This window comes from Pedobacter sp. D749 (assembly GCF_019317285.1).
Lineage (GTDB): Bacteria > Bacteroidota > Bacteroidia > Sphingobacteriales > Sphingobacteriaceae > Pedobacter.
In genome coordinates this window covers 5700759-5721824 of the sequence record NZ_CP079218.1, presented here as the reverse complement: position 1 = coordinate 5721824, position 21066 = coordinate 5700759, and the positions used below count along the sequence as shown (strand labels likewise).

Genomic DNA, 21066 nt, shown 5'->3' with positions numbered 1-21066 from the left:
TATAAACCTGGTAACATCAGCTAAATTAGTAATCAGAACAAGGTTAATTACTATTTTGATCCTTATCATCATCCATTCAAGACTGAAAAACAAGTTATATTGATTATTCATCAATTAAAACGTATTTTTGCAAAAAAATTGATATCAAAAGCACAATGAGCACTAACAGAACTTTTACCATGATCAAGCCTGATGCAGTAGCAAACGGCCATATCGGATCAATCATTAACGACATTACTAATGCTGGTTTCAAAATCATTGCATTAAAATATACTAAACTTACAGATGAAACTGCTGGTCAGTTCTATGCTGTTCACGCTGAGCGTCCTTTTTACAAAGATTTAGTAAGCTTTATGTCTTCAGGACCTATTGTTGCTGCTATTTTAGAAAAAGACAATGCGATTGAAGATTTCAGAAAATTGATTGGTGCTACTAACCCGGCTGAAGCTGCAGAAGGTACAATCCGCCAGAAATACGCAAAATCGATCGATGCAAATGCAGTTCACGGTTCAGATTCTGATGAAAATGCAGAAATTGAAGGTAATTTCTTCTTCAAAGCAGACGAACGTTTCTAGTTTCCTACACAAAAAAATTACAATAAAACCCCGAATATTCGGGGTTTTATTGTTTTATCTATTTTGTATCTTTCGGCCTTAAATACAATCCACCATTTAAACCTGTTGGAATTAATTACTCCATAACATAAATAATGAAACGAATTTTATTAGCGGTATGCTTGTCTGGTATCGCTGTTGCATCTTATGCACAAACCAAAACAGCAGCAAAAAAAACAGTTGCAAAAAAACCGACTACAACCAGTAAAAAATCAGTTCCTAACATCGGTTTAAAATCTACTTTAGATTCGACCAGTTATGCTTTTGGTACTTCAATCGGTGCCGGTTTAAAAACAACCGGCCTTTCAACCTTAAATTACGAAGTATTGTTAAAAGGACTGAAAGATGCATTTACCGGTGGAAAAGTTATTTTAACCCAACAACAAGCCCAACAATGCATAAATGAAGCATTAGCAAAGGCATCATCAGTAAAAAACAAAGCTGAAGAAGCAGCAAATAAAATTAAATACGCACCAATTATGAAAGAAGGACAAGATTTCTTAGACCAGAACAAAAAACGCGCAGGTGTACAAACCACTGCAAGTGGCCTACAATACGAAGTTTTAACGGCAGGTACTGGCGTTAAACCACTGGCAACGGACTCGGTACTGGTACACTACAAAGGAACATTATTAAACGGAAAACAATTTGACAGCTCTTACGACAGAGGTGAGCCGATTTCTTTTCCACTAAACCGTGTAATTCCAGGCTGGACAGAAGGTGTGCAATTAATGCCAGCAGGTTCAAAATATAAATTCTTTATCCCTTACAACCTGGCTTATGGCGAACGCGGTGCAGGAGCAGACATTCCGCCTTATAGCACTTTGATTTTCGAAGTTGAGCTGTTGAAGGTTAACGGAAAATAAATTGTAATGTAAGATGGAGAATGGGCAACGGAAGAGGCAAGGTAAACCATCTTAATAAAATAATTAAAGTCATCATTTTAATGTGCAGTCAGATGTTGCCATCTGACTGTTTTTTTATTGAATAATCCTATCAAAAAAATGATGGATAATGTGTCAGATGGTAACATCTGACACCACTAAACAGGAATTTCTTTAGAATTGGGCTAAATAAGCCCACAATTAAAACTTTCTTGGGTATTCGATGTTAGCTATTACAAATTAACATGAATATGAAAAGAGCATTTCCATTAGTACTGATTGCATTTTTATGCACCACCTTAAGCAGTTGCGAACTGGTAGAAGGTATATTTAAAGCCGGCGTTTGGGTAGGCGTAATCGTAGTTGTAGTAGTGGTTGCGATAGTGATCTGGATTTTATCGAAGATATTTGGCGGAAGGGGCTAGTTTAGTCTTGAGTCCGAAGTCAACAGTCTTTAGTCGGCATTTAATCTCTGGTAAAATATAAAGGGCATTATTTTTAAACTTTGCCCTTTTATTATGCCTTACAAAAACACCATTTCGGTAATGACCTCACTGCCTGCGTGCTCATTTAATTTCTGGATTATTCCTTGTCGCACCATAACCAATTCATTTTTGATGACAGAAGATTCTATCCTCAGAAATAATTTTTTATCATGAATATAAATCTGTTTGGTACGGTTGGCAATTGCAGTGCCCATAATCTCCGGCCAGATAGACAAGACTGAAGTTTCATCAAACTTACGGCGCAAACGATACACATCCAGCATTTTGCTGATGGCATCTTTTACGGTAACATCATTGGGTTTACGCATTTTGTATCGTTCCGTTATCTACTTCGAACAAAGTTACATCAACTTCTATTTTTTCAAAAATTGATTTTACTCTTTCTCTTCCTGTATCTGTAATAAATATCTGCCCAAAATCGTGGTGAGAAACCATTTGCATTAATTTTTGAACACGATTATCATCTAACTTGTCAAAAATATCGTCCAATAAAAGCAATGGCTTAAATCCTTTGTTTTTAGCGAGATAAGCGTATTGTGCAAGTTTTAAGGCAATTAAAAAAGACTTTTGCTGTCCTTGTGATCCAAACTTTTTTAAAGGCATTCCGCTGATGATAAAAGCCATCTCATCTTTATGAATCCCAGTTGTGGTCCGCTCGAGCACACGGTCTTTTTCTACTGATTTTTTCAATAGCTCTTCAAAAGCCGCATCGTTCAATTGCGATTGATAATTCAACTCAACAATTTCCTTATTTTCGGTAAGGTAGGTATAATATTGGTTAAACAATGGAATAAACTCATCCATAAAAGCTTTTCGGATGGCGAATATCTTGTTGCCGGCTATAACCAATTGTTCATCCAAAATTTCGAGCAGCGTAGGATCATACTTTCTGGTAATGGCGATCTGCTTTAGCAAAGCATTCCGGTTTAACAAAATGCGGTTATAGGTAATCAACTGATCCAGGTAATGTGCATCAGTCTGCGAAATCACATTATCGATAAACTTTCTTCGCTCTTCACTACCTTCCATAATGAGGTTCACATCATAGGGAGAAACCATTACAACCGGAAAAAGACCTATATGATCGGCCAATTTCTCGTATTCTTTTTTATTGCGTTTGAATTGCTTTTTCTGATTGCGTTTTACACCGCAGGAAATTTTTTCGTTTTTTTCACTGCGGTCAAAATCGCCCTGGATCATAAAAACCTCTTCACCGGTTTTGATCTGCTGGCTATCAATGGGGTTAAAGTAACTTTTACAAAGGCAGAGGTAGTGAATCGCATCGAGCATATTCGTCTTTCCAGAGCCATTGTTACCCGTAAAAACGTTTACAGTTTCCGAGAAACGGAGATCTGCATCGGTATAGTTCTTAAAATTTAGAAGGGTAATATTTTTTAACCACATAAATATGTCACAAATTTACCCTTTTTTAGCCTCTTAACATCCATTGTTTAAAATAAACGTTAATAACATTTAAAAAAATTGTACTTTCATCGCAAGGAAAAATAAATGGTTGCACAAAAAATGTTAGAAGGGAATGTTCTATGGTCTTATGACCACGAACTGACCAATGATAAAAATTCGAACTGGATTAGAAAAATCGCAGGTCTATTTTCGTTTTTAAAGCCAGTTCACAATCACGAGGGCGATATTTTGTTGGCCTCCAATGGTCTCTTTATTACCGGAGATGAACAATTGGAACTCCCATTATCAAATATAGAAGAGGTTTATATGGGTTTCGACGATTTATTCCCAGCTTCATCTGCAAAAAATTTCGGTGCATTCTGGCAACCCATTAGAATTAGATCGACTGTGAGCCGCTCGGAAAGTCAAACCGTATACCTGGTGATTAACCACAGTGGTATTTTTAGCGACAACCAAACCTGGTTTAATACATTAATTAGCTTGTTGCGCTAATGATCGTAATCATTTTACGATCTGCAAGCCTAAATAACTAATGTTTAATCAAATACTTCAAAATAAAGATTGATACTTTGATTGAAAAATGTATTTTTGCAATCTTAAATTTTTTAAACAAACATGTCTACAACAGATAACCAGACAATTCAACCAACTAAAAAAGGTTCATTTTTACAAGAGAATAATAAAAGCTTACTGTTTATTGCAGGCGCTGTAGTTTTATTAGTTTTAATATATCTTTGGTATCAAGGCGTGTATTTAAAAGGTCGTGCTGAAGAAGCCGCTAGCAAAATGTACAAAGCAGAACAATCTGTTGGAGTAGATTCGCTATCGAACAGAGCTGTTAAAGGCGAAGGTGGTTACCCAGGCTTAGAACAGATTGCTAAAGAGTACGATAATACTAAATCTGCAAACTTAGCTAATCTTTATTTGGGTGGTATTTACTTACGTAAGGGCGAATATAAACAAGCTATAGAATCATTAAACAAATATAGTGCTACTGGTAGCCCAGTTGCAGATCCATTGGCTTTAGGTTTATTAGGTGATGCCTATAGCGAGTTGAAAGACTACAAACAAGCTTCTACGTATTATAAAAAAGCAGCTGATAAAGCTAGTAAATTTACTTCACCAATGTTTTTAAAGAAATTAGGTTTAGTGAATGAAAACCTGAAAGATTTTAAAGGTGCAGTTGATGCTTACACTAAAGTTAAAACTCAATATCCTGAGAGCGCAGAAGCACAGTTAATTGATGCTTACATTGCAAGGGCTCAAGAACAAGTTAAATAAACACTAACTAAAACATATTTACAGGAAAGATCATCGAAAGATGGTCTTTTTTTTGTTTAAAGCTTTTCGTAATTGCAAGCGCTGGCCTTTCGACTAAGTTATAAATAAAAGATTCTTATAGAAAGATCGTCATCTCGACTGGAGCATCGCGGAATGGAGAGATCTATGAGCCTGATTAAATTGGAAAATAGATTTCTCGACTGCGTTGCACTCCGCTCGAAATGACGACACTCCAAGACTATTCATTCTATTTCGTACTTTGTAGCTCACCAAAACGATAGACAGTCTCATAACAAGAACCATTATCTTTTTTTTGGAAATCAGGTGCAGATGCTCTAGGTTAGTGCAGTCCCGCTCTCCGTTCCTTCCGATGAAAAATCGGAACCACTGCGATCGGGTTTAGGTAGCAAGGGCAATACTACTATTTTGGGTTGTATCGTGTAGAGAGAGACAGTTGCCTATTTATCTACCGTTAAGGTATTTAAGGGCATATAAGCTTAAATGTTCTTATATGGTTATTTAATTCTTAGCCAATAAAAGATCCTTCGTTAAACTCAGGATGACAACAGCTTGATCCGTGATATCGTTCATAGAAGATATAAAATCAGTCAAAATGATATATGAGGACAAAGGTATTGGACTAGGAAAGGAAATCTATATAATCTACCCTGAATAGCAGTATAGACACTGCCTTTTAGACCTGATTGAAATAGAAAGCCCACAGCGCAGCGAGGACTTGGAATGCAAAGCAGGAACAAACATTAAGAAGTGCGTCTGCAATTGCTCTTCAAGCAATCTTTCTGGCCACACTACCATTGACAGGACACCAATAGAAAGGTCGTCATCTCGACTGTAGCGCAGCGAAATGGAGAGATCTATTTAGTTAGATTTCTCGACTGCGTTGCACTCCGCTCGAAATGACGTTAACTCAAGGGATTTTTACGCGTAGATTAATACTGTCATTTTATATTGATTTTTATTAAATAAATTAACCCTCAGGATGACAGCATGATTTACACAATTAACCATCTATTTATTAAAAGCCGTCATAGTATGGGCTGGCCCAATAGTAACAAAGCTTTTAATCAATTCTACACTTTTATCAATCAACGCAGGGAGTTCCAATTGTTCATTCTTATCAAATAAACCTAAAACGAAATCTACCTGCCTGCCTTTCGGATAATCGTTACCAATGCCAAAACGAAGGCGTGCGTAGTTTTGCCCACCACAAACTTCTTCGATACTTTTTAAGCCATTGTGGCCAGCGCTTGAGCCTTGCAGTTTTAATCTTAGCTTTCCCAGAGGCAATGCAAGGTCATCAACAATAACGAGTACATTTTCTGGTGCTATTTTCAGCTCCTTCATCCAATAGTTAACGGCCTTACCGCTCAGGTTCATAAAAGTAGTAGGCTTAATTACATGCAGTTTTTTACCTTTAAAGCCCACTTCAGCATAATATGCCAAACGGATATTATCGAAACTACCACCTAAACCTTTAACCAGTTCATCAGCAATATCAAAACCAATATTATGCCTGGTGTGCGCATAATCCGGTCCGATATTCCCTAAGCCAACTATAAGATATTTCATGGGGCAAAGATAAAAAAAAGTCCGAAGTCAGGAGTCCGAAGTCGGGAGTGTATAATAAGAATTTAACTGATTCATTCCAAATAGCTTCCTAATGAATATAGGAACGGTTAGCGATTAGTGGATTAAACTTGATAAATAAAAAAGCGGTGCAAAATTGCTTTTGCACCGCTTTTAAAATCTGTGAAATCACATTAATCTGTGAAATCCTTGTACTATTTTTTACCTTTAGCAGCTTCAGTTTCTGCTTGTTTTAATGCTCTAGACATTGCAACAGAAACGATAGTATCTTCAGGAGTGTTAGTGATTACGTATTTATCACCTTTAAGGTCACGAACACGAGATAAACTACCAACTTCTAATTTCTCTAAGCTTACTTCTACGTTTTGTGGCATGTTAGCTGGTAATGCTTTAACACGTAGTTTACGTAATTTCTGGATTAATTTACCCCCCATTTTAACACCTGGAGAAGTTCCTGTTAATTTAACCGGGATCTCCATAACGATTTCTTTCTCGTCAAATAACTGAAGAAAATCGATGTGCATTAATACGTCGGTAAGTGGGTGAAATTGAGTGTCTTTTACGATAGCTTTAGTTTTAGTACCGTTAACATCAATCTCCACAAAGTTTACATCCGGGGTATAAATAACATCTCTTAAGTCAGCAATAACTACAGCAAAGTGTTGTTGCTCTTTTCCACCATACAATACCGCCGGAACTTTACCTTCGTAACGAAGTTCCTTGGCATCGCGTTTCCCTACGTTCTCTCTTGGAGAACCGCTAATTGCGATTGTTTTCATTTTTATTTATATTTATTTATTAGTAGTCAGTATTAAGTATCGAGTATCAAGACCTTAAGCCTTCAACCCTCTACCTTCAACTTTATTTAAACTCTTTTTATCGCTTCGTGTTTGGCGGCTGGCGTTTTAACCGCTTATCACTAAACCCTTTACACTAAACCCTAAACAGATCACTAATCGACCCGTGTTCATTTACATTGGCAATTGCCCTTGCAAATAAACTGGCTGTGCTTAATACCCTGATTTTCGGACTTTCCTGTTTTAATGGAATTGTATCCGTAACGATCAGTTCGGTTAATACCGAATTTTCTACCGTTTCTATCGCTTTTCCTGATAATACAGCATGTGTACAAACTGCCCTTACACTTGCTGCACCGTTTTCCATAATCAAAGCCGCAGCTTTTGATAAGGTTCCGGCTGTATCGCAAATATCATCGATTAATACCACATCCTGTCCGGTCACATCACCGATAATCGACATCGATTCGATTTCGTTGGCACGTTTACGGCGTTTATCACAAATAATTACTTCAGCATTAAAAAATTTCGCAAAAGTACGTGCCCTATACGAACCGCCCATATCTGGCGATGCGATAGTTAAGTTTTTTAAGCCCAGGCTTTTGATATAAGGCACAAAGATTACCGATCCATCCAAGTGATCAACCGGAATATCAAAGAAGCCCTGTATCTGTGCAGCATGTAGATCCATCGTCATGATGCGGTGAATACCTGCTGATTTCAATAAGTTAGCCACCAATTTGGCACCGATTGCTACACGCGGTTTATCTTTTCTATCCTGACGTGCTAAACCATAATAAGGAACAACTGCCGTAATATAATGTGCAGATGCTCTTTTAGCAGCATCAACCATTAGCAAAAGCTCCATTAAATTATCGCTTGGCTGATAAGTAGACTGGATTAGAAAAACATCACTACCACGGATTGACTCATCAAAGGAAGGTTGAAACTCTCCATCACTGAATTTGTGAATGGTTACGCTACCAAGTGGCTTGCCGTAGTGCTCGGCAATCTTAAGTGATAATCCTTTAGAACCTGTTCCGGAAAAAAGCTTTACCGGGTTAAACTGCAATGGCATGGGTTCGTGTAGTTACGGTTAAAAAAAATCGGATCATGTCTATTTAAAACATGATCCGTTATTAAATTTTCGTTGTCCGACCTGGATTCGAACCAAGACAAACGGTACCAAAAACCGTTGTACTACCCTTATACTATCGGACAAAAACTTCTCAAGGATATTCTCCTCGAAAGGGAATGCAAATGTAGGAACCTTATTTTAAATATGCAAGAGTGATTTTAAAATATTTTTAATTTCTTTCCTGCTGTTCTTTGTTTGCGATGCAAAGATAAAAAAATCATCATATAGCGTGCAACATTTTATTTTTTTCTACGACTTTTTTTACTGCGAACCACTTAAATCATTTATTATCAAAGACTAAAATTAAACTATGAATTACTCAAGGATCAACACCATTGGAGGCTGGCTCTGCTTTAGCATTGCCGCACTCACGTACATCTTAACTTTAGATCAATCCGTAAGTTTCTGGGACTGTGGCGAATTCATCTCCTCAGCCTTCCGAATGGAGGTAGTGCATCAGCCTGGCGCTCCAATAGTTTCCATGATTCAAAGGTTATTTTCGGTATTCGCTTTTGGCGATAAAACTAAAGTAGCCTACTTTATCAATATTGCTTCGGCCCTTGCAAGCGCAGGAACCATTTTGTTTTTATTCTGGACTATTACAGCTTTAGCAAAGAAAACAGTAATTAAAAAAGGTGAAGAAATTAGCAAACAGCAAATCACCGGCATTATGGGTGCCGGTTTGGTTGGGGCTTTGGCTTATGCATTTTCTGACAGTTTCTGGTTTTCGGCTGTAGAGGCTGAGGTTTACGCCATGTCGTCGCTTTGCAGTGCCATTGTATTTTGGGGTATCTTAAAATGGGAATCGCAGGCTGATGAACCAAAAGCAGACCGATGGTTACTTTTTGTAGCCTATATTATGGGGCTTTCTATCGGTGTGCATATTTTAAACCTGCTTACCATTCCTGCATTAATATTTGTTTATTACTTTAAAAAGAATCCATCGCCAAGCTGGCAAAGTGTTATAAAAATATTTTTTGTTTCCATTTCGACTTTGGCTGTAGTACAATTTGGCTTAATCCAATACGTGGTATCGCTTGCAGCAAGCTTCGATTACTTTTTTGTAAATACCATGAACCTTGGCTTTGGTTCGGGTATATTGTTTTTTGCTGTTTTATTGATCGGAGGCCTGGTGTATGGCATCCGTTATTCCATCCTTAAAAACAAAAGGGCTTTAAATCTGGTCCTGTTATTCACTGTACTACTTTTATTTGGATACAGTTCTTTTGCGTTATTGGTTATCAGGGCACAGGCCAAACCTAATCTGAACAATTATAATGTGGATAATGTATTCTCACTTTCGAGGTACCTGGGTCGCGACCAATATGGCGACAGGCCTTTACTTTATGGGGAGAATTACAATTCAGAAAAAACTGGCATTGAAGAAACGGGCAAAATTATCCGTAAAGGCGACAAAAAATACGAACCGGCCGGTACAAAATCGGCATATGTTTTTGCTGATAAAACTTTACTGCCACGCATGTACAGCGATAAACCCGAACATGTAAGATTTTACAAAAGCTATATGGGTTTTGATGATGAACATAAACCTACACTTATCGATAATTTAAAATATCTATTCTCTTTCCAGACCGGACAGATGTATATGCGTTATTTTATGTGGAATTTTGTAGGCCGGCAGGATAACGAAGATGGACAGTTTGGCGGAAAAGATGGCAATTGGCTTAGTGGAGTAAAACCATTGGATGCCATCAGGCTTGGCAGTCAAAAAAACCTCCCACCATCAATTGTAGAAAATAAAGCATACAATAGATTTTTCTTCTTGCCATTAATTATTGGTTTAATTGGTGCCGTTTGGCACTTTAAACGAAACCAAAAAGACGCAGGTATCATCGGCTTGCTATTTATTTTTACTGGTATTGCTATTGTAGTTTACCTAAACTCAGTTCCGATTGAGCCGCGTGAAAGGGATTATGCCTATGTGGGTTCGTTTTATGCTTTTGCAATCTGGATTGGCTTAGGAGTATTTGGATTAAAGGATTTTATTTTCCAAAAACTAACGCCAACACGCGCAAGTATTTTCGCATCAGTCATTGCCTTGTTTGGAGCCCCAATTCTAATGGCCAACCAGGGCTGGGACGATCATGACCGTTCTGATAGCCACGTAGCGAGGGATATGTCTGTCAATTATCTAAAATCGTGCGCACCCAATGCCATCTTATTTACTTATGGTGATAACGATACTTATCCGGTTTGGTATGCACAGGAAGTAGAAAATATCCGTCCGGATGTGCGCGTGGTGAATTTAAGTTTATTTACAGCCGATTGGTACATCGATGGGATGCGAAAAAAGCAAAATGAATCAGCCCCCTTGCCTATTACGCTAAAGCATGAACAATACGTTGAAGGCACGAGGGATATTATGTACTATCAGGATTATAAGATTGCACAGCATATTGAGTTACAGGAAATTTTAGATGTGCTTTTATCTGATCACGACGAAGATAAAGTAACCATGACAGATGGTTCTAAATACAATGTGCTGCCAGCCAAAAACCTTAAACTGGCGGTGAATCCGCAGCAGGTTTTGGATACCGGAACCGTACCCAAAGAGGATGCAGGCAAAATTGCGAGCAGTATGGAATGGACATTTAACCAAAATTACGTAACCAAAGGTACGCTGGCTTTATTTGACATTTTAATGCATAACAATTGGAAACGACCGATTTATTTTACCGGAGGCATGCCAGATGAGCAATACGTAGGATTGAACAAATACCTTTATTCGGAAGGATTGAACAAAAGGCTGCTTCCATTAAAACCAGATACAGCCATTACAGAAGATTATGAGCGCATCAACATTAAACCTTTGTACAAGAATCTGATGAATGTATATGGTTTCGGCAACATTAAAAATGCCAACTATTTAGACAGGCAATCTGCTGATGATGTAACCATGTTGTCGAATATGTTTAATGGCTTATTAACTGGCTTGATAAACGAAGGTAAAATTGCAGAGAGCAAAAACGTGGCAAATAAATATTTTGAGGTAATTCCGGCTAAATTTTACAGTATGCGCCAGGTAATGAGCACCTATTATTTTACTGAAAACCTGTATCGGTTAAATGATTTGAACCGAGCCAATGCAATGATCAAAAAAACTGCTGACTATGTAGGTAAGGAACTCATCCACCTGGCTGATGTTTCGGAAAGCAAAAGTCAGTTGTCATCAGAGCAGGATGTTCGTTTCTACCTTGGTTATTTGGGGCAAATGGTAAAATTAACTGAGGCTTTTAAGCAAGGTGCGTTGAGTAAAAATCTCGAAAAACAATATAACGATCTAATCACCAGGTTTACGCCGTTCGCAACGGGTTAGTCAAAAAACATTCTAAATTTAAACCCATAGGCAGATTTCACCTTTCCGCTTATGGGTTTTTGCTTCTCCAATAAATTAAAATCCTTTATGTTAAAGGCCTTAAGCCGTTAAAAATTGTTAAATCAATCCAAAAATTTACCTGTTTTATCGACTAGAATAGTTAATTTCGGCAGCATTTTTATGTGAAAACAATTTTTAATATCATTAAATAAACCAATGAATTATTCAAAAGTTAATAATATAGTAGGCTGGATCTGCTTTTTAATTGCTACACTAACTTACGTTTTAACCTTAGAGCCTTCTGCCAGTTTTTGGGATTGCGGTGAATTTATCGCATCGGCATTCAGAATGCAGGTTGTTCACCAGCCTGGCGCACCATTATTCTTAATGATCCAACGTTTTTTCTCCATTTTCGCAGCTGGAGATTTAACTAAAATCGCTTACTGGATGAACGTTGGTTCGGCTGTTTCAAGCGGAGCAACTATCTTATTCTTATTTTGGACCATCACTGCATTGGCTAAAAAAACAGTATTAAAAGCTGGTGAAGAATTAACAACCGATAAATTGATCAGTATTATGGGTGCGGGTGCCGTTGGTGCTTTGGCTTATACTTTCTCTGATAGTTTCTGGTTTTCGGCAGTAGAATCTGAGGTTTATGCACAATCATCGTTATTCACCGCGATTGTATTCTGGGCTATCCTTAAATGGGAAGCGCATGCCGATGAGCCACGTGCCGATCGTTGGTTATTGTTTATTGCCTATATTATGGGTTTATCAATTGGCATCCACTTATTAAACTTATTAACCATCCCGGCTCTTGCTTTTATTTATTATTTTAAAAGAACAGATAAAGCAACCACAGCAGGTATTTTCAAAACACTTATTGTTGGTATCTTAATTTTAGCGGTAATCCAATATGGTATTATCCAATACCTGGTTTCATTCGGTGCTTATTTCGATTTATTCTTTGTTAACACATTAGGACTAGGTTTCGGAACGGGCGTTTTATTCTTCGCTATTTTATTAATCGGTGCCCTGGTTTGGGGGATCCGTTATTCGATCAAGCATCAAAAGAGATTATTAAACTTAGGTTTAATCTCTACCGTTTTAATCATTTTCGGTTATGCATCTTTCTCGATGATCATCATCAGGGCAAAAGCAGATCCGAACTTAAACAACAGTGCACCTAAAGATGCTTTCTCTTTCTTAAGCTACCTGAACCGTGAGCAATATGGTGATAGGCCATTGGGTTACGGTCCTAATTATAACTCTGAAAGAACAGGTGTAACAGAAGGTAAAACCATCTGGAGAAAAGGAAAAGAAAAATACGAGGTAGCGGGTAAAAAAACCGATTACGAATATAGCAACAACACTTTATTGCCTCGTATGTATAGCGACGACCCTAAACATGCCAGTTTTTATAAAGAATGGATGCATTTGGATGATAGTAAACACCCGAACTTAGTTGATAATGTTGGCTTTTTGGCCAGCTACCAGATCGGCTACATGTATATGCGCTACTTTTTCTGGAATTTTGTTGGTCGCCAGAACGATGAGCAAGGTCAGGGAAGCGGATTTGAAGGCGAGTGGATTAGTGGTATTAAACCATTTGACAGCTGGTTACGTGGGGATCAAAGTCATTTGCCGCCATCAACAATTGATAATAAAGCATATAACCGTTTCTTCTTTTTACCGTTGATTATGGGAATAATCGGCGCACTTTGGCACTTTAAACGCAACCAGAAAGATGCTGGCGTTGTGGCTTTGCTGTTCTTCTTCACAGGTATAGCGATTGTATTATACTTAAATCAAAAACCATTAGAACCCCGCGAAAGGGATTATGCTTATGTAGGATCTTTTTATGCCTTTGCCATATGGATTGGGCTCGGGGCACTCGCCATTAAAGAATGGCTGTTTAAAAAACTAACCCCAACTACCGGTGCCATTGGTGCAACGGTGATTGGATTATTGGCTGCACCGGTAATTATGGCCGAGCAAGGATGGGATGACCACGACCGCTCTACCAAAATGGTTCCTCATGATATTGCCTTGGATTACTTACAATCATGCGCACCAAATGCCATCTTATTTACTTATGGCGATAATGATACCTACCCGCTCTGGTATATCCAGGAGGTAGAAAATGTGCGTCCTGATGTGCGTATTGTAAACTTAAGTTTATTTGATACAGATTGGTACATCAATGGCTTAAGACAAAAACAAAATGAATCTGCGCCATTGCCAATTACCATGAAACCTGAACAATATGTACAGGGTGAAAGAGATGTAATGCCATATGATGATTATAAAATTGCAGGTAATGTTGAGCTTAAAAATGTAGTTGATTTATTGTTATCAAACGATGAGAGCGATAAAGTAGCGATGCAGGATGGATCAAAATCGAACTTCCTGCCAACTAAAAACCTTAAAATTACGGTAGATCCGCAGCAGGTAATCAGCACAGGAACAGTGCCTGCAGCTGATGCTTCAAAAATTACCACCACCATGGATTGGAAATTTAATAAAGGTTATGTTACTAAAGGAACTTTGGCCATGTTCGATATCCTTGCACATAACAACTGGAAACGTCCGATTTATTTCGCTTCTACTGTTCCTTCAGAGCAATATAACGGCTTAGACAAGTATTTATACAGCGAAGGTTTGGCCATGCGTTTATTGCCGCTTAAAGCTGATACTACAGCATCTGAGGATAGACCAGAGCAATTAAATACCCCGATTTTGTATAATAACGTGATGACTAAATTTAAGTGGGGAAATATGAAAACCGCTAAATATTTAGATCCGCAATCATCAGATGATACTTTCATTTTCACGAATCTCTTTAGTAGCTTAACCAACAGCCTAATTAAAGAAGGTAAAACTGCCGAAGCTAAAAAAGTAGTAGATAAATATTTCGCGGTAATGCCTGATAAATTCTTCGGCATCCGTACCGTTGTAGTGAAATTCTATATGGCTGAAAATCTATATAAACTAGGTGAAACTACCAGAGCGAATGATATTTTAGAAAAATCTGGCGATTATATCAATAAGGAATTAAACTATCTGGCTGATATTTCACAATCAAAAGGTTTAACCGGATCTCAGAACATTCAAACCGGCTTATATTATCTGGACAGAATGATTAAAACAAGTAAAGCTGCAGGTCAGGATAAATTGAGCGATAAGCTACAGAAAACCTTCAACAGTTTAGAAAGCCGTTTGTCGATGTTTTTTCCTCAACAGGGTCCACAATAATAAGCGAATCTTAAAATACTTTACAAAGCAGCTGCATTAATTTGTAGCTGCTTTTTTTATTTGCGTTTGCGTTCGTTTTTTGCTTGCGCTCGTTTCTAACGAGTGCAGTAATAGCCTTACGATTTTATCGTAAGGATGATATAAATCTAAATTTCGGATAGGTCATAAACACAACCAGCTATCTACACGCTCGTTAGAAACGAGCGTGAGCAATTATGATTTTTCTGAATAAATAAATACTTTTAATATATGTCAAACCAATACCAAGCAAGAGATCCGGAAGGCATTTATTTTTTAACTTTTACGATTGTGGATTGGGTAGATATATTCACCCGTTCATCGTATAAAGAAATTATTATTAATTCACTGAAATACTGCCAATCCAACAAAGGATTAACACTTTACACATATTGCCTGATGACCAATCATATACATCTCATTGCCTCTGCGAGTGGAGATGTAAAGCTTTTTGAAATTATTAGAGATTTTAAGAAGTTTACGAATAGGGCGATTATCGAAGAGATTACTTCAGGAAATGAAAGCAGGAAAAAGTGGCTGCTGAATAAATTTGAATTTGCAGGCAAATACCTGACAAGAATTGAGAATTATAAGGTTTGGCAAGACGGTTACCATGCTGTTGAATTAATCAGTTCAGATTTTACATTCCAAAAGTTAAATTACATTCATCAAAATCCAATTAGAGCTGGAATAGTATCTGAAGCTGAACATTATATTTATAGTTCAGCGTCTAATTATCACGGGCTTGGAGGACTAATAGAAATTGAATTACTAGACATTGATTAATATTTATTGAATTGCTTGCGCTCGTTAGAAACGAGTGCAGCAATAGCTTTACGATTATATCGTAAAGCAAGCTAAATATATCGATACTAACACCGTAAAATACGGTAAACTATTTACACGCTCGTTAGAAACGAGCGTGAGCGCACAAAAAAATCCCGTTTAGCATTGCCAAACAGGATTCAAATTTATTTTAGTTAATGATTATTCGTTTACAACACCCATCGCACAGAATTTATCAATTCGTTGTTCGATCAGTTTATCTGTTTTTAGTTTACCTAAAGCAGCTAAATCTTTAATTAGGTAATCTTTTAAAGTTTTACCCATTAACTCCGGATCCTGGTGAGCGCCACCAAGGGGTTCTGGGATAATGCCATCGATTAATTTGTTGCCAAACATATCATCGGAAGTCAATTTCAAACATTCAGCAGCTTTCTCTTTAAAATCCCAGCTTCTCCACAAAATAGATGAGCAAGATTCAGGAGAGATTACCGAGTACCAGGTGTGTTCTAACATATATACCTTATCACCGATACCGATGCCCAAAGCACCTCCGGAAGCACCTTCACCTACTACAACACAAATAATCGGCACGCGAAGGATAGACATTTCCAGTAAGTTTCTGGCAATAGCTTCACCTTGTCCACGCTCTTCTGCCTCTAAACCAGGATAAGCACCCATTGTATCGATAAATGAGACAACCGGTTTATTAAACTTTTCAGCCAAGCGCATTAAACGTAAAGCTTTACGGTAACCTTCGGGGTTGGCCATACCAAAATTGCGGAACTGACGCTCTTTGGTGTTTTTACCCTTTTGGTGACCAATAACCATTACCGTTTGACCATTGATGGAAGCAAAACCACCGATAATCGCCTTGTCATCCTTAACCGTTCTGTCACCATGCATCTCGATAAAATCATCGCAGATCATGTTAATGTAATCAAGAGTTTGTGGACGATCTGGGTGACGGCTCATCTGAACCTTATTCCAACCGGTTAAATTTTTATATAAGTTATTGGTAGTTTCATCTAATTTACCATCAAGCTCGTCTAAAGTGGCAGACATATCTACCTTAGTTTTTTCGGCAACTTGCTTAACCTTTTCTATCTGCTGAACTAAATCGGCAATAGGTTTTTCAAAATCGAATGATGTTTTTATTTGCTGCATAATTGAACCACAAAAATAAGTAATTATTTTTAGTTTGCAGTGAACAGTTTTTTGTTTGCGTTTTTGAGGGGATAAATCGTTTAAAAGAGTTGACAACTTTCATCGGCACGGTGGTGGTAAAGTTGTCAACTCTAGAATCTCAAATTAGAATGTATCGATGCTTTATTATCAGTCTTTATAATTTGAAAAGCAATTGCAGTAATTCTTTTTTGAAACAGTCCTGCCATTTGCTTTAGCCCAGATGAAAAATCCGGGGCTGCCGCGGCTGTCAGGTTTAGATTACACCTGCCTGTGGCTACTATGAGGGGTTTCCATGCCACCGCCCTAACCTATCTAGCCCTGATTGCAATGGAAAGCACGCAAGCGAGGCACGAGCGCGGACTTGCAATGCAAAGCAGGACGAACGTTAACTATTGTTCTGCAACTGCGCTTCAATAAACCTAAGCGTTGACAAATTTAATAGCAACGTGCACAGGAATTTGTCAACGCTAAAATTTTAGAACTTAGCGGCCTCGCCTGCTTTTGGTAATGCTTTTTTGATAAATTCACGGATATGGTTATTTGCCATTTTCAGATCATCCTTACGTAAATACATCATGTGTCCACTACGGTAACCTTCCCAGCTAATACGGTCTTGCAATTTACCAGCGGCATCTAACTGCCACATGCTGTATTTCGCATTAAAATAATCGCAGGCTCCATCGTAATAACCAGATTGTACCAATAAATGTAGATACGGATTTTGAGCCATAGCCTGGCGGAGATTGTCTCCGGTCTGATCCCCACTTTTATCCCATGGGTAAACGGAACCGAACATATTGTACTTCAAATCGGTTTTATAATTCAGCTCGTTGCGGATATACATATTGATAGCTGGCGTAAAGGAATGCAGCCAGGAAGTTAGCTCTGCATTATAATCGGGTCCTTCACCTGCACTCATTTTATCTATGCCACGATAACGCGAATCTAGCCTGCCAACAGTAAAACCTTTATCTCTCAACAGCTCTTTCCAAAAGAAATCAGTAGGTACGTTGAGGTTATAATCTAGTATCACTTTTTCTGAAAGACCGGAGTAACGCGCCATTTTTACGGCAATGGCTTTCTTTTTATCGGCACTCAGCATCCCGCCCTGCGAAATAGCCGGAATTAACTCATTAATGGTAAAACCTTCTACTTCAGGAAGCATGGCTGTTAAATCTTTGCTCTGTAAATCGGCGGATAAAGCTTTATGGTACCATGCGGTAGCCGCAAAATACGGTAAACGCAAGGCGGCATCAACAGGGCCGCTACGCTCAATACCGAGTTCGGTTGGCGAAACCAAAACCACACCATTTAAATACATCCATTGACTGTTTTGCAGCTCTAAAGCCAAACCTGAAACACGTGTGGTACCATAACTCTCGCCAATTAAAAATTTTGGCGAAGCCCATCGGTTATTCCGGGTTACAAAAGTATTGATCCACTCGGCCAGGTATTTAATATCGGCACGTACACCAAAAAATTTATTGGTTGGAATATCTTTGCTCACCGCTCTGGAATAACCCGTGTTAACCGGATCTATGTAGATAATATCGGCAACATCCAAAATAGAATATGGATTTTCTTTATAACCATAAGGCTGTACAGGATAACCTTCATCATCAATATTCAGCACCACCGGACCAGTATAGGCAATGTGCATCCAAACAGAAGCCGAGCCCGGGCCACCGTTAAAAGAGATTACCAAAGGCCGCTTATCACGATTTTGCACGTCGCTCCGTTCATAATAAGTATAAAACAAACCAGCAATCGGTTTTCCGTCTTCATCCCAAACCGGTAATGTACCAGCAGTGGCTTTATACGGAACAGCTTTGCCATCAATGTTTACCGAATGATTGGTAATTACCGAGCTCTCCACATTAATGTTCCTTTCGTTTGCGGAAGATTTAGCTTCGTCTTTAACGGTAACCTGCGTAGTGGTTATGGTTTCTTTTGATTGGGCTTTTTTTGGTCCTTGTTGTGCATACGCAAAAATGCCCATGCTTAAAAATGTAGCGAGTATAAATCTGAATTTCATCTAGTTTGGTTTGGTTGCTAAATATCAAACTATTGTAGCGTTAATCAAAAAGCGCATTAGAAATGTTACTATAAAAGCCAGCACTGCTTTTAGTATGCCAATTCTTCAAAAACATACAGCAATACTGCAGTAGACTCTTATTTAAATTACGCTTAAACTACACAGGATGATAATCCTATGATTAGGATACAGCCTCTATTTGTAAATTAAGCCATTTTACTAGAATATGTAACCAGGGAGATAGACATAAATAACTTATCCGCCTCGGACTGGGTCACCACGGAATATGGGCACAGACCATGGATATCTTTACACCGATCTATTCTCTTCTACTTCCAGTTTAGAAGTCAGAATCTCATCTGTTTTCTTTGGTTCACGGATGAATACATAACAGATTATAGCTGCTAAAATCATCAATCCACCGCCTAATTGTACTGCCAAAAGCCTGTCGTTATTGAGCACATTGCGCATGAGCCATCCAAAACCAAGGGAGGCAATAATTTCAGGTAATACAATAAAGAAGTTGAAGATGCCCATGTAAATCCCTATTTTATCTTTGGGCAGCGAGCCGCTTAACATGGCATAAGGCATCGATAGAATACTGGCCCATGCAATGCCTACTCCTGTCATGCATAAATACAGCATGTTTTTATCGTGCACCCAGGCTACGCTGATTAAACCAATGGCTCCGCAGACTAAACAAAGGGCATGTGTAGTTTTACGGCCCAATGCATCGGCAATTTTTGGCAGCACCAAAGCAAACAGAAAAGTAATAACGCTGTAATAAGCGAGTGTTAAACTGCCAAAATCTGCACCATGTGCATAAACCGGATCGGCAGCATCTTTTCCGCCAAAAACATTCACGGCTACTGCCGTGGTATAATAAAACCACATTAAAAACAAACCTGGCCAGGTAAAAAACTGAACCAAAGAAACAATCTGCATTCTTTTCGGCATATTCCTTAAGGCATGAAAAATTTCCCTGGCGCCACCACCAAAACCTTTATTACTTTCTTTTAACTTTTCTTTAAAATCTGCATCCTGCGGAGGGTATTCTTTAGTAGTAAGCACTGTCCACAGTACTGCTGCGAAAAAGAAAAAGGCACCGATGTAAAAAGAAAACTTCACGTTTTCCGGAATACTCCCTTTTTCTGCTGTATTGGTTAAGTGGAATATATTATTCATAATCCACGGTAAGGCCGAAGCTACACTGCCACCCAAACCGATCATCATGCTTTGCATAATAAAACCACGGTTAACCTGACTATCGGGCAATTTATCGGTAACAAAAGCGCGGAAAGGTTCCATGGCAATGTTTCCAAAAACATCTAAAACCCAAAGCAGTCCGGCCGCCATCCAAAGCACACTACTATGCGGCATAAAAATTAAAGCAATACTACTCACAACGGCCCCAAGCATAAAATAAGGCCTTCTTCTACCCCATTTTGGATGCCAGGTACGATCGCTTAGGTAACCTATTACCGGCTGAACGAGTAATCCTGTTAAAGGTGCTGCCAAAAACAACAATGGAACCTGATCGGGATTGGCACCGAGGTTTTCGTAAATACGCCCCATGTTGGCCCTTTGTAAATCCCAACCGAACTGAATCCCGAAAAAACCAATGCTCATGTTGATGATCTGTGCGATTGTTAATTTGGGGTTCTCGAATATTGTTTTTAAGCTCATTTTGTTTAGTTTATGCGCTTAGCGCGGGGTGCATGGCGTTATTTTCTATTGCATTAATAAAATCTGCGTTCACTAGTGCTTCATTTTTCACCACAGAGTGCGCCGAGAATAAATCTCCTCCGTGTTTCTCTGTGCTTTTACTTTGTGTGCCCTGTGGTTAGTTTTAGTTTTTCCGCTAAGCGCGTAATGCAAGACGCATAGCAAAACCTTTAAAATTCTATCACCTGTGCGCTAACTAGTGCCTCATTTTTTCACCACAGAGAACGCAGAGCTTTGACACAGCGTTCACCGAGAATAAATATCCTTCGTGTTTCTCTGTGCTGTTACTTTGTGTGCTCTGTGGTTAGTTTTAGTTTTTTCTGCTAAGCGCGTAACGCAAGACGCATAGCAAAAATCTTTAAAATTCTATCACCTGTGCGCTAACTAGTGCCTCATTTTTTCACCACAGAGAACGCAGAGTTTTGACACAGCGTTCACCGAGAATAAATATCCTTCGTGTTTCTCTGTGCTG

At 38.5% G+C, this 21066-nt stretch carries 16 protein-coding genes; 8 read left to right on the top strand and 8 right to left on the bottom strand.

The genetic code is table 11. The features are described from left to right. The first annotated feature begins 155 nt into the window (after window positions 1-155). The 3 genes from KYH19_RS23530 (at window position 156) to KYH19_RS23520 (ending at window position 1923) form a co-directional block, all read left to right on the top strand. Window positions 156-575, top strand: coding sequence for a nucleoside-diphosphate kinase (locus KYH19_RS23530; protein ID WP_025144153.1), 420 nt, complete (start codon window positions 156-158; stop codon window positions 573-575). A gap of 134 nt (window positions 576-709) precedes the next feature. Beyond that, window positions 710-1480 (top strand): FKBP-type peptidyl-prolyl cis-trans isomerase, encoded by a 771-nt coding sequence (locus KYH19_RS23525; protein ID WP_132398339.1) that lies wholly within the window; start codon window positions 710-712, stop codon window positions 1478-1480. Between the two features lie 269 nt (window positions 1481-1749). After that, complete coding sequence (locus KYH19_RS23520; RefSeq protein ID WP_255562512.1) at window positions 1750-1923, top strand: hypothetical protein; 174 nt, start codon at window positions 1750-1752, stop codon at window positions 1921-1923. Between the two features lie 98 nt (window positions 1924-2021). Here the strand turns inward: KYH19_RS23520 and KYH19_RS23515 are convergent, their stop codons facing one another. Beyond that, window positions 2022-2312 carry a DUF721 domain-containing protein gene (locus KYH19_RS23515; RefSeq protein WP_121287710.1) on the bottom strand — a complete coding sequence of 97 codons (291 nt, stop codon included), beginning with the start codon at window positions 2310-2312 and terminating at the stop codon, window positions 2022-2024. Beyond that, window positions 2305-3408, bottom strand: a complete 1104-nt coding sequence (locus KYH19_RS23510) for a DNA replication/repair protein RecF (protein ID WP_219076993.1) — start codon at window positions 3406-3408, stop codon at window positions 2305-2307. The genes KYH19_RS23515 and KYH19_RS23510 overlap by 8 nt, the downstream gene beginning before the upstream one ends. A gap of 105 nt (window positions 3409-3513) precedes the next feature. Here KYH19_RS23510 and KYH19_RS23505 point away from each other — a divergent pair, with 105 nt between their 5' ends. Together KYH19_RS23505 and KYH19_RS23500 are read left to right on the top strand one after the other, a co-directional pair. Then, on the top strand, window positions 3514-3921 hold the full coding sequence (locus tag KYH19_RS23505) for a hypothetical protein (RefSeq protein ID WP_219076992.1): 408 nt from the start codon (window positions 3514-3516) through the stop codon (window positions 3919-3921). 123 nt (window positions 3922-4044) lie between these two features. Continuing rightward, a complete protein-coding gene (locus tag KYH19_RS23500) occupies window positions 4045-4710 on the top strand; it encodes a tetratricopeptide repeat protein (RefSeq protein ID WP_121287707.1) in 666 nt (221 codons plus the stop codon). Window positions 4711-5739: 1029 nt separating this feature from the next. On the opposite strand, the gene pth is transcribed toward KYH19_RS23500, so the two are convergent. The 3 genes from pth to KYH19_RS23485 all read right to left on the bottom strand — a co-directional run bounded on the left by pth (window position 5740) and on the right by KYH19_RS23485 (window position 8193). Beyond that, window positions 5740-6300 carry an aminoacyl-tRNA hydrolase gene (gene pth / locus KYH19_RS23495; protein WP_025144146.1) on the bottom strand — a complete coding sequence of 187 codons (561 nt, stop codon included), beginning with the start codon at window positions 6298-6300 and terminating at the stop codon, window positions 5740-5742. 212 nt (window positions 6301-6512) lie between these two features. Beyond that, entirely contained in the window at window positions 6513-7097 is a 585-nt protein-coding gene (locus KYH19_RS23490) for a 50S ribosomal protein L25/general stress protein Ctc (RefSeq protein WP_121287705.1), read from the bottom strand. Between the two features lie 154 nt (window positions 7098-7251). Then, a complete protein-coding gene (locus KYH19_RS23485) occupies window positions 7252-8193 on the bottom strand; it encodes a ribose-phosphate pyrophosphokinase (protein ID WP_029278327.1) in 942 nt (313 codons plus the stop codon). Window positions 8194-8563: 370 nt separating this feature from the next. On the opposite strand from KYH19_RS23485, the gene KYH19_RS23480 reads away from it, so the two are divergent. The 3 genes from KYH19_RS23480 to KYH19_RS23470 all read left to right on the top strand — a co-directional run bounded on the left by KYH19_RS23480 (window position 8564) and on the right by KYH19_RS23470 (window position 15649). Continuing rightward, window positions 8564-11590, top strand: coding sequence for a DUF2723 domain-containing protein (locus KYH19_RS23480; protein ID WP_219076991.1), 3027 nt, complete (start codon window positions 8564-8566; stop codon window positions 11588-11590). A 216-nt stretch (window positions 11591-11806) separates the two neighbouring features. Further along, on the top strand, window positions 11807-14845 hold the full coding sequence (locus tag KYH19_RS23475; protein ID WP_219076990.1) for a DUF2723 domain-containing protein: 3039 nt from the start codon (window positions 11807-11809) through the stop codon (window positions 14843-14845). A 249-nt stretch (window positions 14846-15094) separates the two neighbouring features. Next, window positions 15095-15649 (top strand): transposase, encoded by a 555-nt coding sequence (locus tag KYH19_RS23470; protein WP_219076989.1) that lies wholly within the window; start codon window positions 15095-15097, stop codon window positions 15647-15649. 201 nt (window positions 15650-15850) lie between these two features. Here KYH19_RS23470 and KYH19_RS23465 read toward each other — a convergent pair whose 3' ends face one another. The 3 genes from KYH19_RS23465 to KYH19_RS23455 all read right to left on the bottom strand — a co-directional run bounded on the left by KYH19_RS23465 (window position 15851) and on the right by KYH19_RS23455 (window position 20555). After that, on the bottom strand, window positions 15851-16813 hold the full coding sequence (locus KYH19_RS23465; RefSeq protein WP_121287702.1) for an acetyl-CoA carboxylase carboxyltransferase subunit alpha: 963 nt from the start codon (window positions 16811-16813) through the stop codon (window positions 15851-15853). A 496-nt stretch (window positions 16814-17309) separates the two neighbouring features. Beyond that, window positions 17310-18869 (bottom strand): S10 family peptidase, encoded by a 1560-nt coding sequence (locus KYH19_RS23460; protein WP_219076988.1) that lies wholly within the window; start codon window positions 18867-18869, stop codon window positions 17310-17312. A 309-nt stretch (window positions 18870-19178) separates the two neighbouring features. Next, a complete protein-coding gene (locus KYH19_RS23455) occupies window positions 19179-20555 on the bottom strand; it encodes an MFS transporter (protein ID WP_219076987.1) in 1377 nt (458 codons plus the stop codon). Window positions 20556-21066 lie beyond the last annotated feature (511 nt).

Excerpts from the sequence above, each read along its gene's own strand:
- KYH19_RS23530 (WP_025144153.1), top strand. The coding sequence starts at position 156 with ATGAGCACTAACAGAACTTTTACCATGATCAAGCCTGATGCAGTAGCA.
- KYH19_RS23525 (WP_132398339.1), top strand. The coding sequence starts at position 710 with ATGAAACGAATTTTATTAGCGGTATGCTTGTCTGGTATCGCTGTTGCA.
- KYH19_RS23520 (WP_255562512.1), top strand. The coding sequence starts at position 1,750 with ATGAAAAGAGCATTTCCATTAGTACTGATTGCATTTTTATGCACCACC.
- KYH19_RS23515 (WP_121287710.1), bottom strand. The coding sequence starts at position 2,312 with ATGCGTAAACCCAATGATGTTACCGTAAAAGATGCCATCAGCAAAATG.
- KYH19_RS23510 (WP_219076993.1), bottom strand. The coding sequence starts at position 3,408 with ATGTGGTTAAAAAATATTACCCTTCTAAATTTTAAGAACTATACCGAT.
- KYH19_RS23505 (WP_219076992.1), top strand. The coding sequence starts at position 3,514 with ATGGTTGCACAAAAAATGTTAGAAGGGAATGTTCTATGGTCTTATGAC.
- KYH19_RS23500 (WP_121287707.1), top strand. The coding sequence starts at position 4,045 with ATGTCTACAACAGATAACCAGACAATTCAACCAACTAAAAAAGGTTCA.
- pth (WP_025144146.1), bottom strand. The coding sequence starts at position 6,300 with ATGAAATATCTTATAGTTGGCTTAGGGAATATCGGACCGGATTATGCG.
- KYH19_RS23490 (WP_121287705.1), bottom strand. The coding sequence starts at position 7,097 with ATGAAAACAATCGCAATTAGCGGTTCTCCAAGAGAGAACGTAGGGAAA.
- KYH19_RS23485 (WP_029278327.1), bottom strand. The coding sequence starts at position 8,193 with ATGCCATTGCAGTTTAACCCGGTAAAGCTTTTTTCCGGAACAGGTTCT.
- KYH19_RS23480 (WP_219076991.1), top strand. The coding sequence starts at position 8,564 with ATGAATTACTCAAGGATCAACACCATTGGAGGCTGGCTCTGCTTTAGC.
- KYH19_RS23475 (WP_219076990.1), top strand. The coding sequence starts at position 11,807 with ATGAATTATTCAAAAGTTAATAATATAGTAGGCTGGATCTGCTTTTTA.
- KYH19_RS23470 (WP_219076989.1), top strand. The coding sequence starts at position 15,095 with ATGTCAAACCAATACCAAGCAAGAGATCCGGAAGGCATTTATTTTTTA.
- KYH19_RS23465 (WP_121287702.1), bottom strand. The coding sequence starts at position 16,813 with ATGCAGCAAATAAAAACATCATTCGATTTTGAAAAACCTATTGCCGAT.
- KYH19_RS23460 (WP_219076988.1), bottom strand. The coding sequence starts at position 18,869 with ATGAAATTCAGATTTATACTCGCTACATTTTTAAGCATGGGCATTTTT.
- KYH19_RS23455 (WP_219076987.1), bottom strand. The coding sequence starts at position 20,555 with ATGAGCTTAAAAACAATATTCGAGAACCCCAAATTAACAATCGCACAG.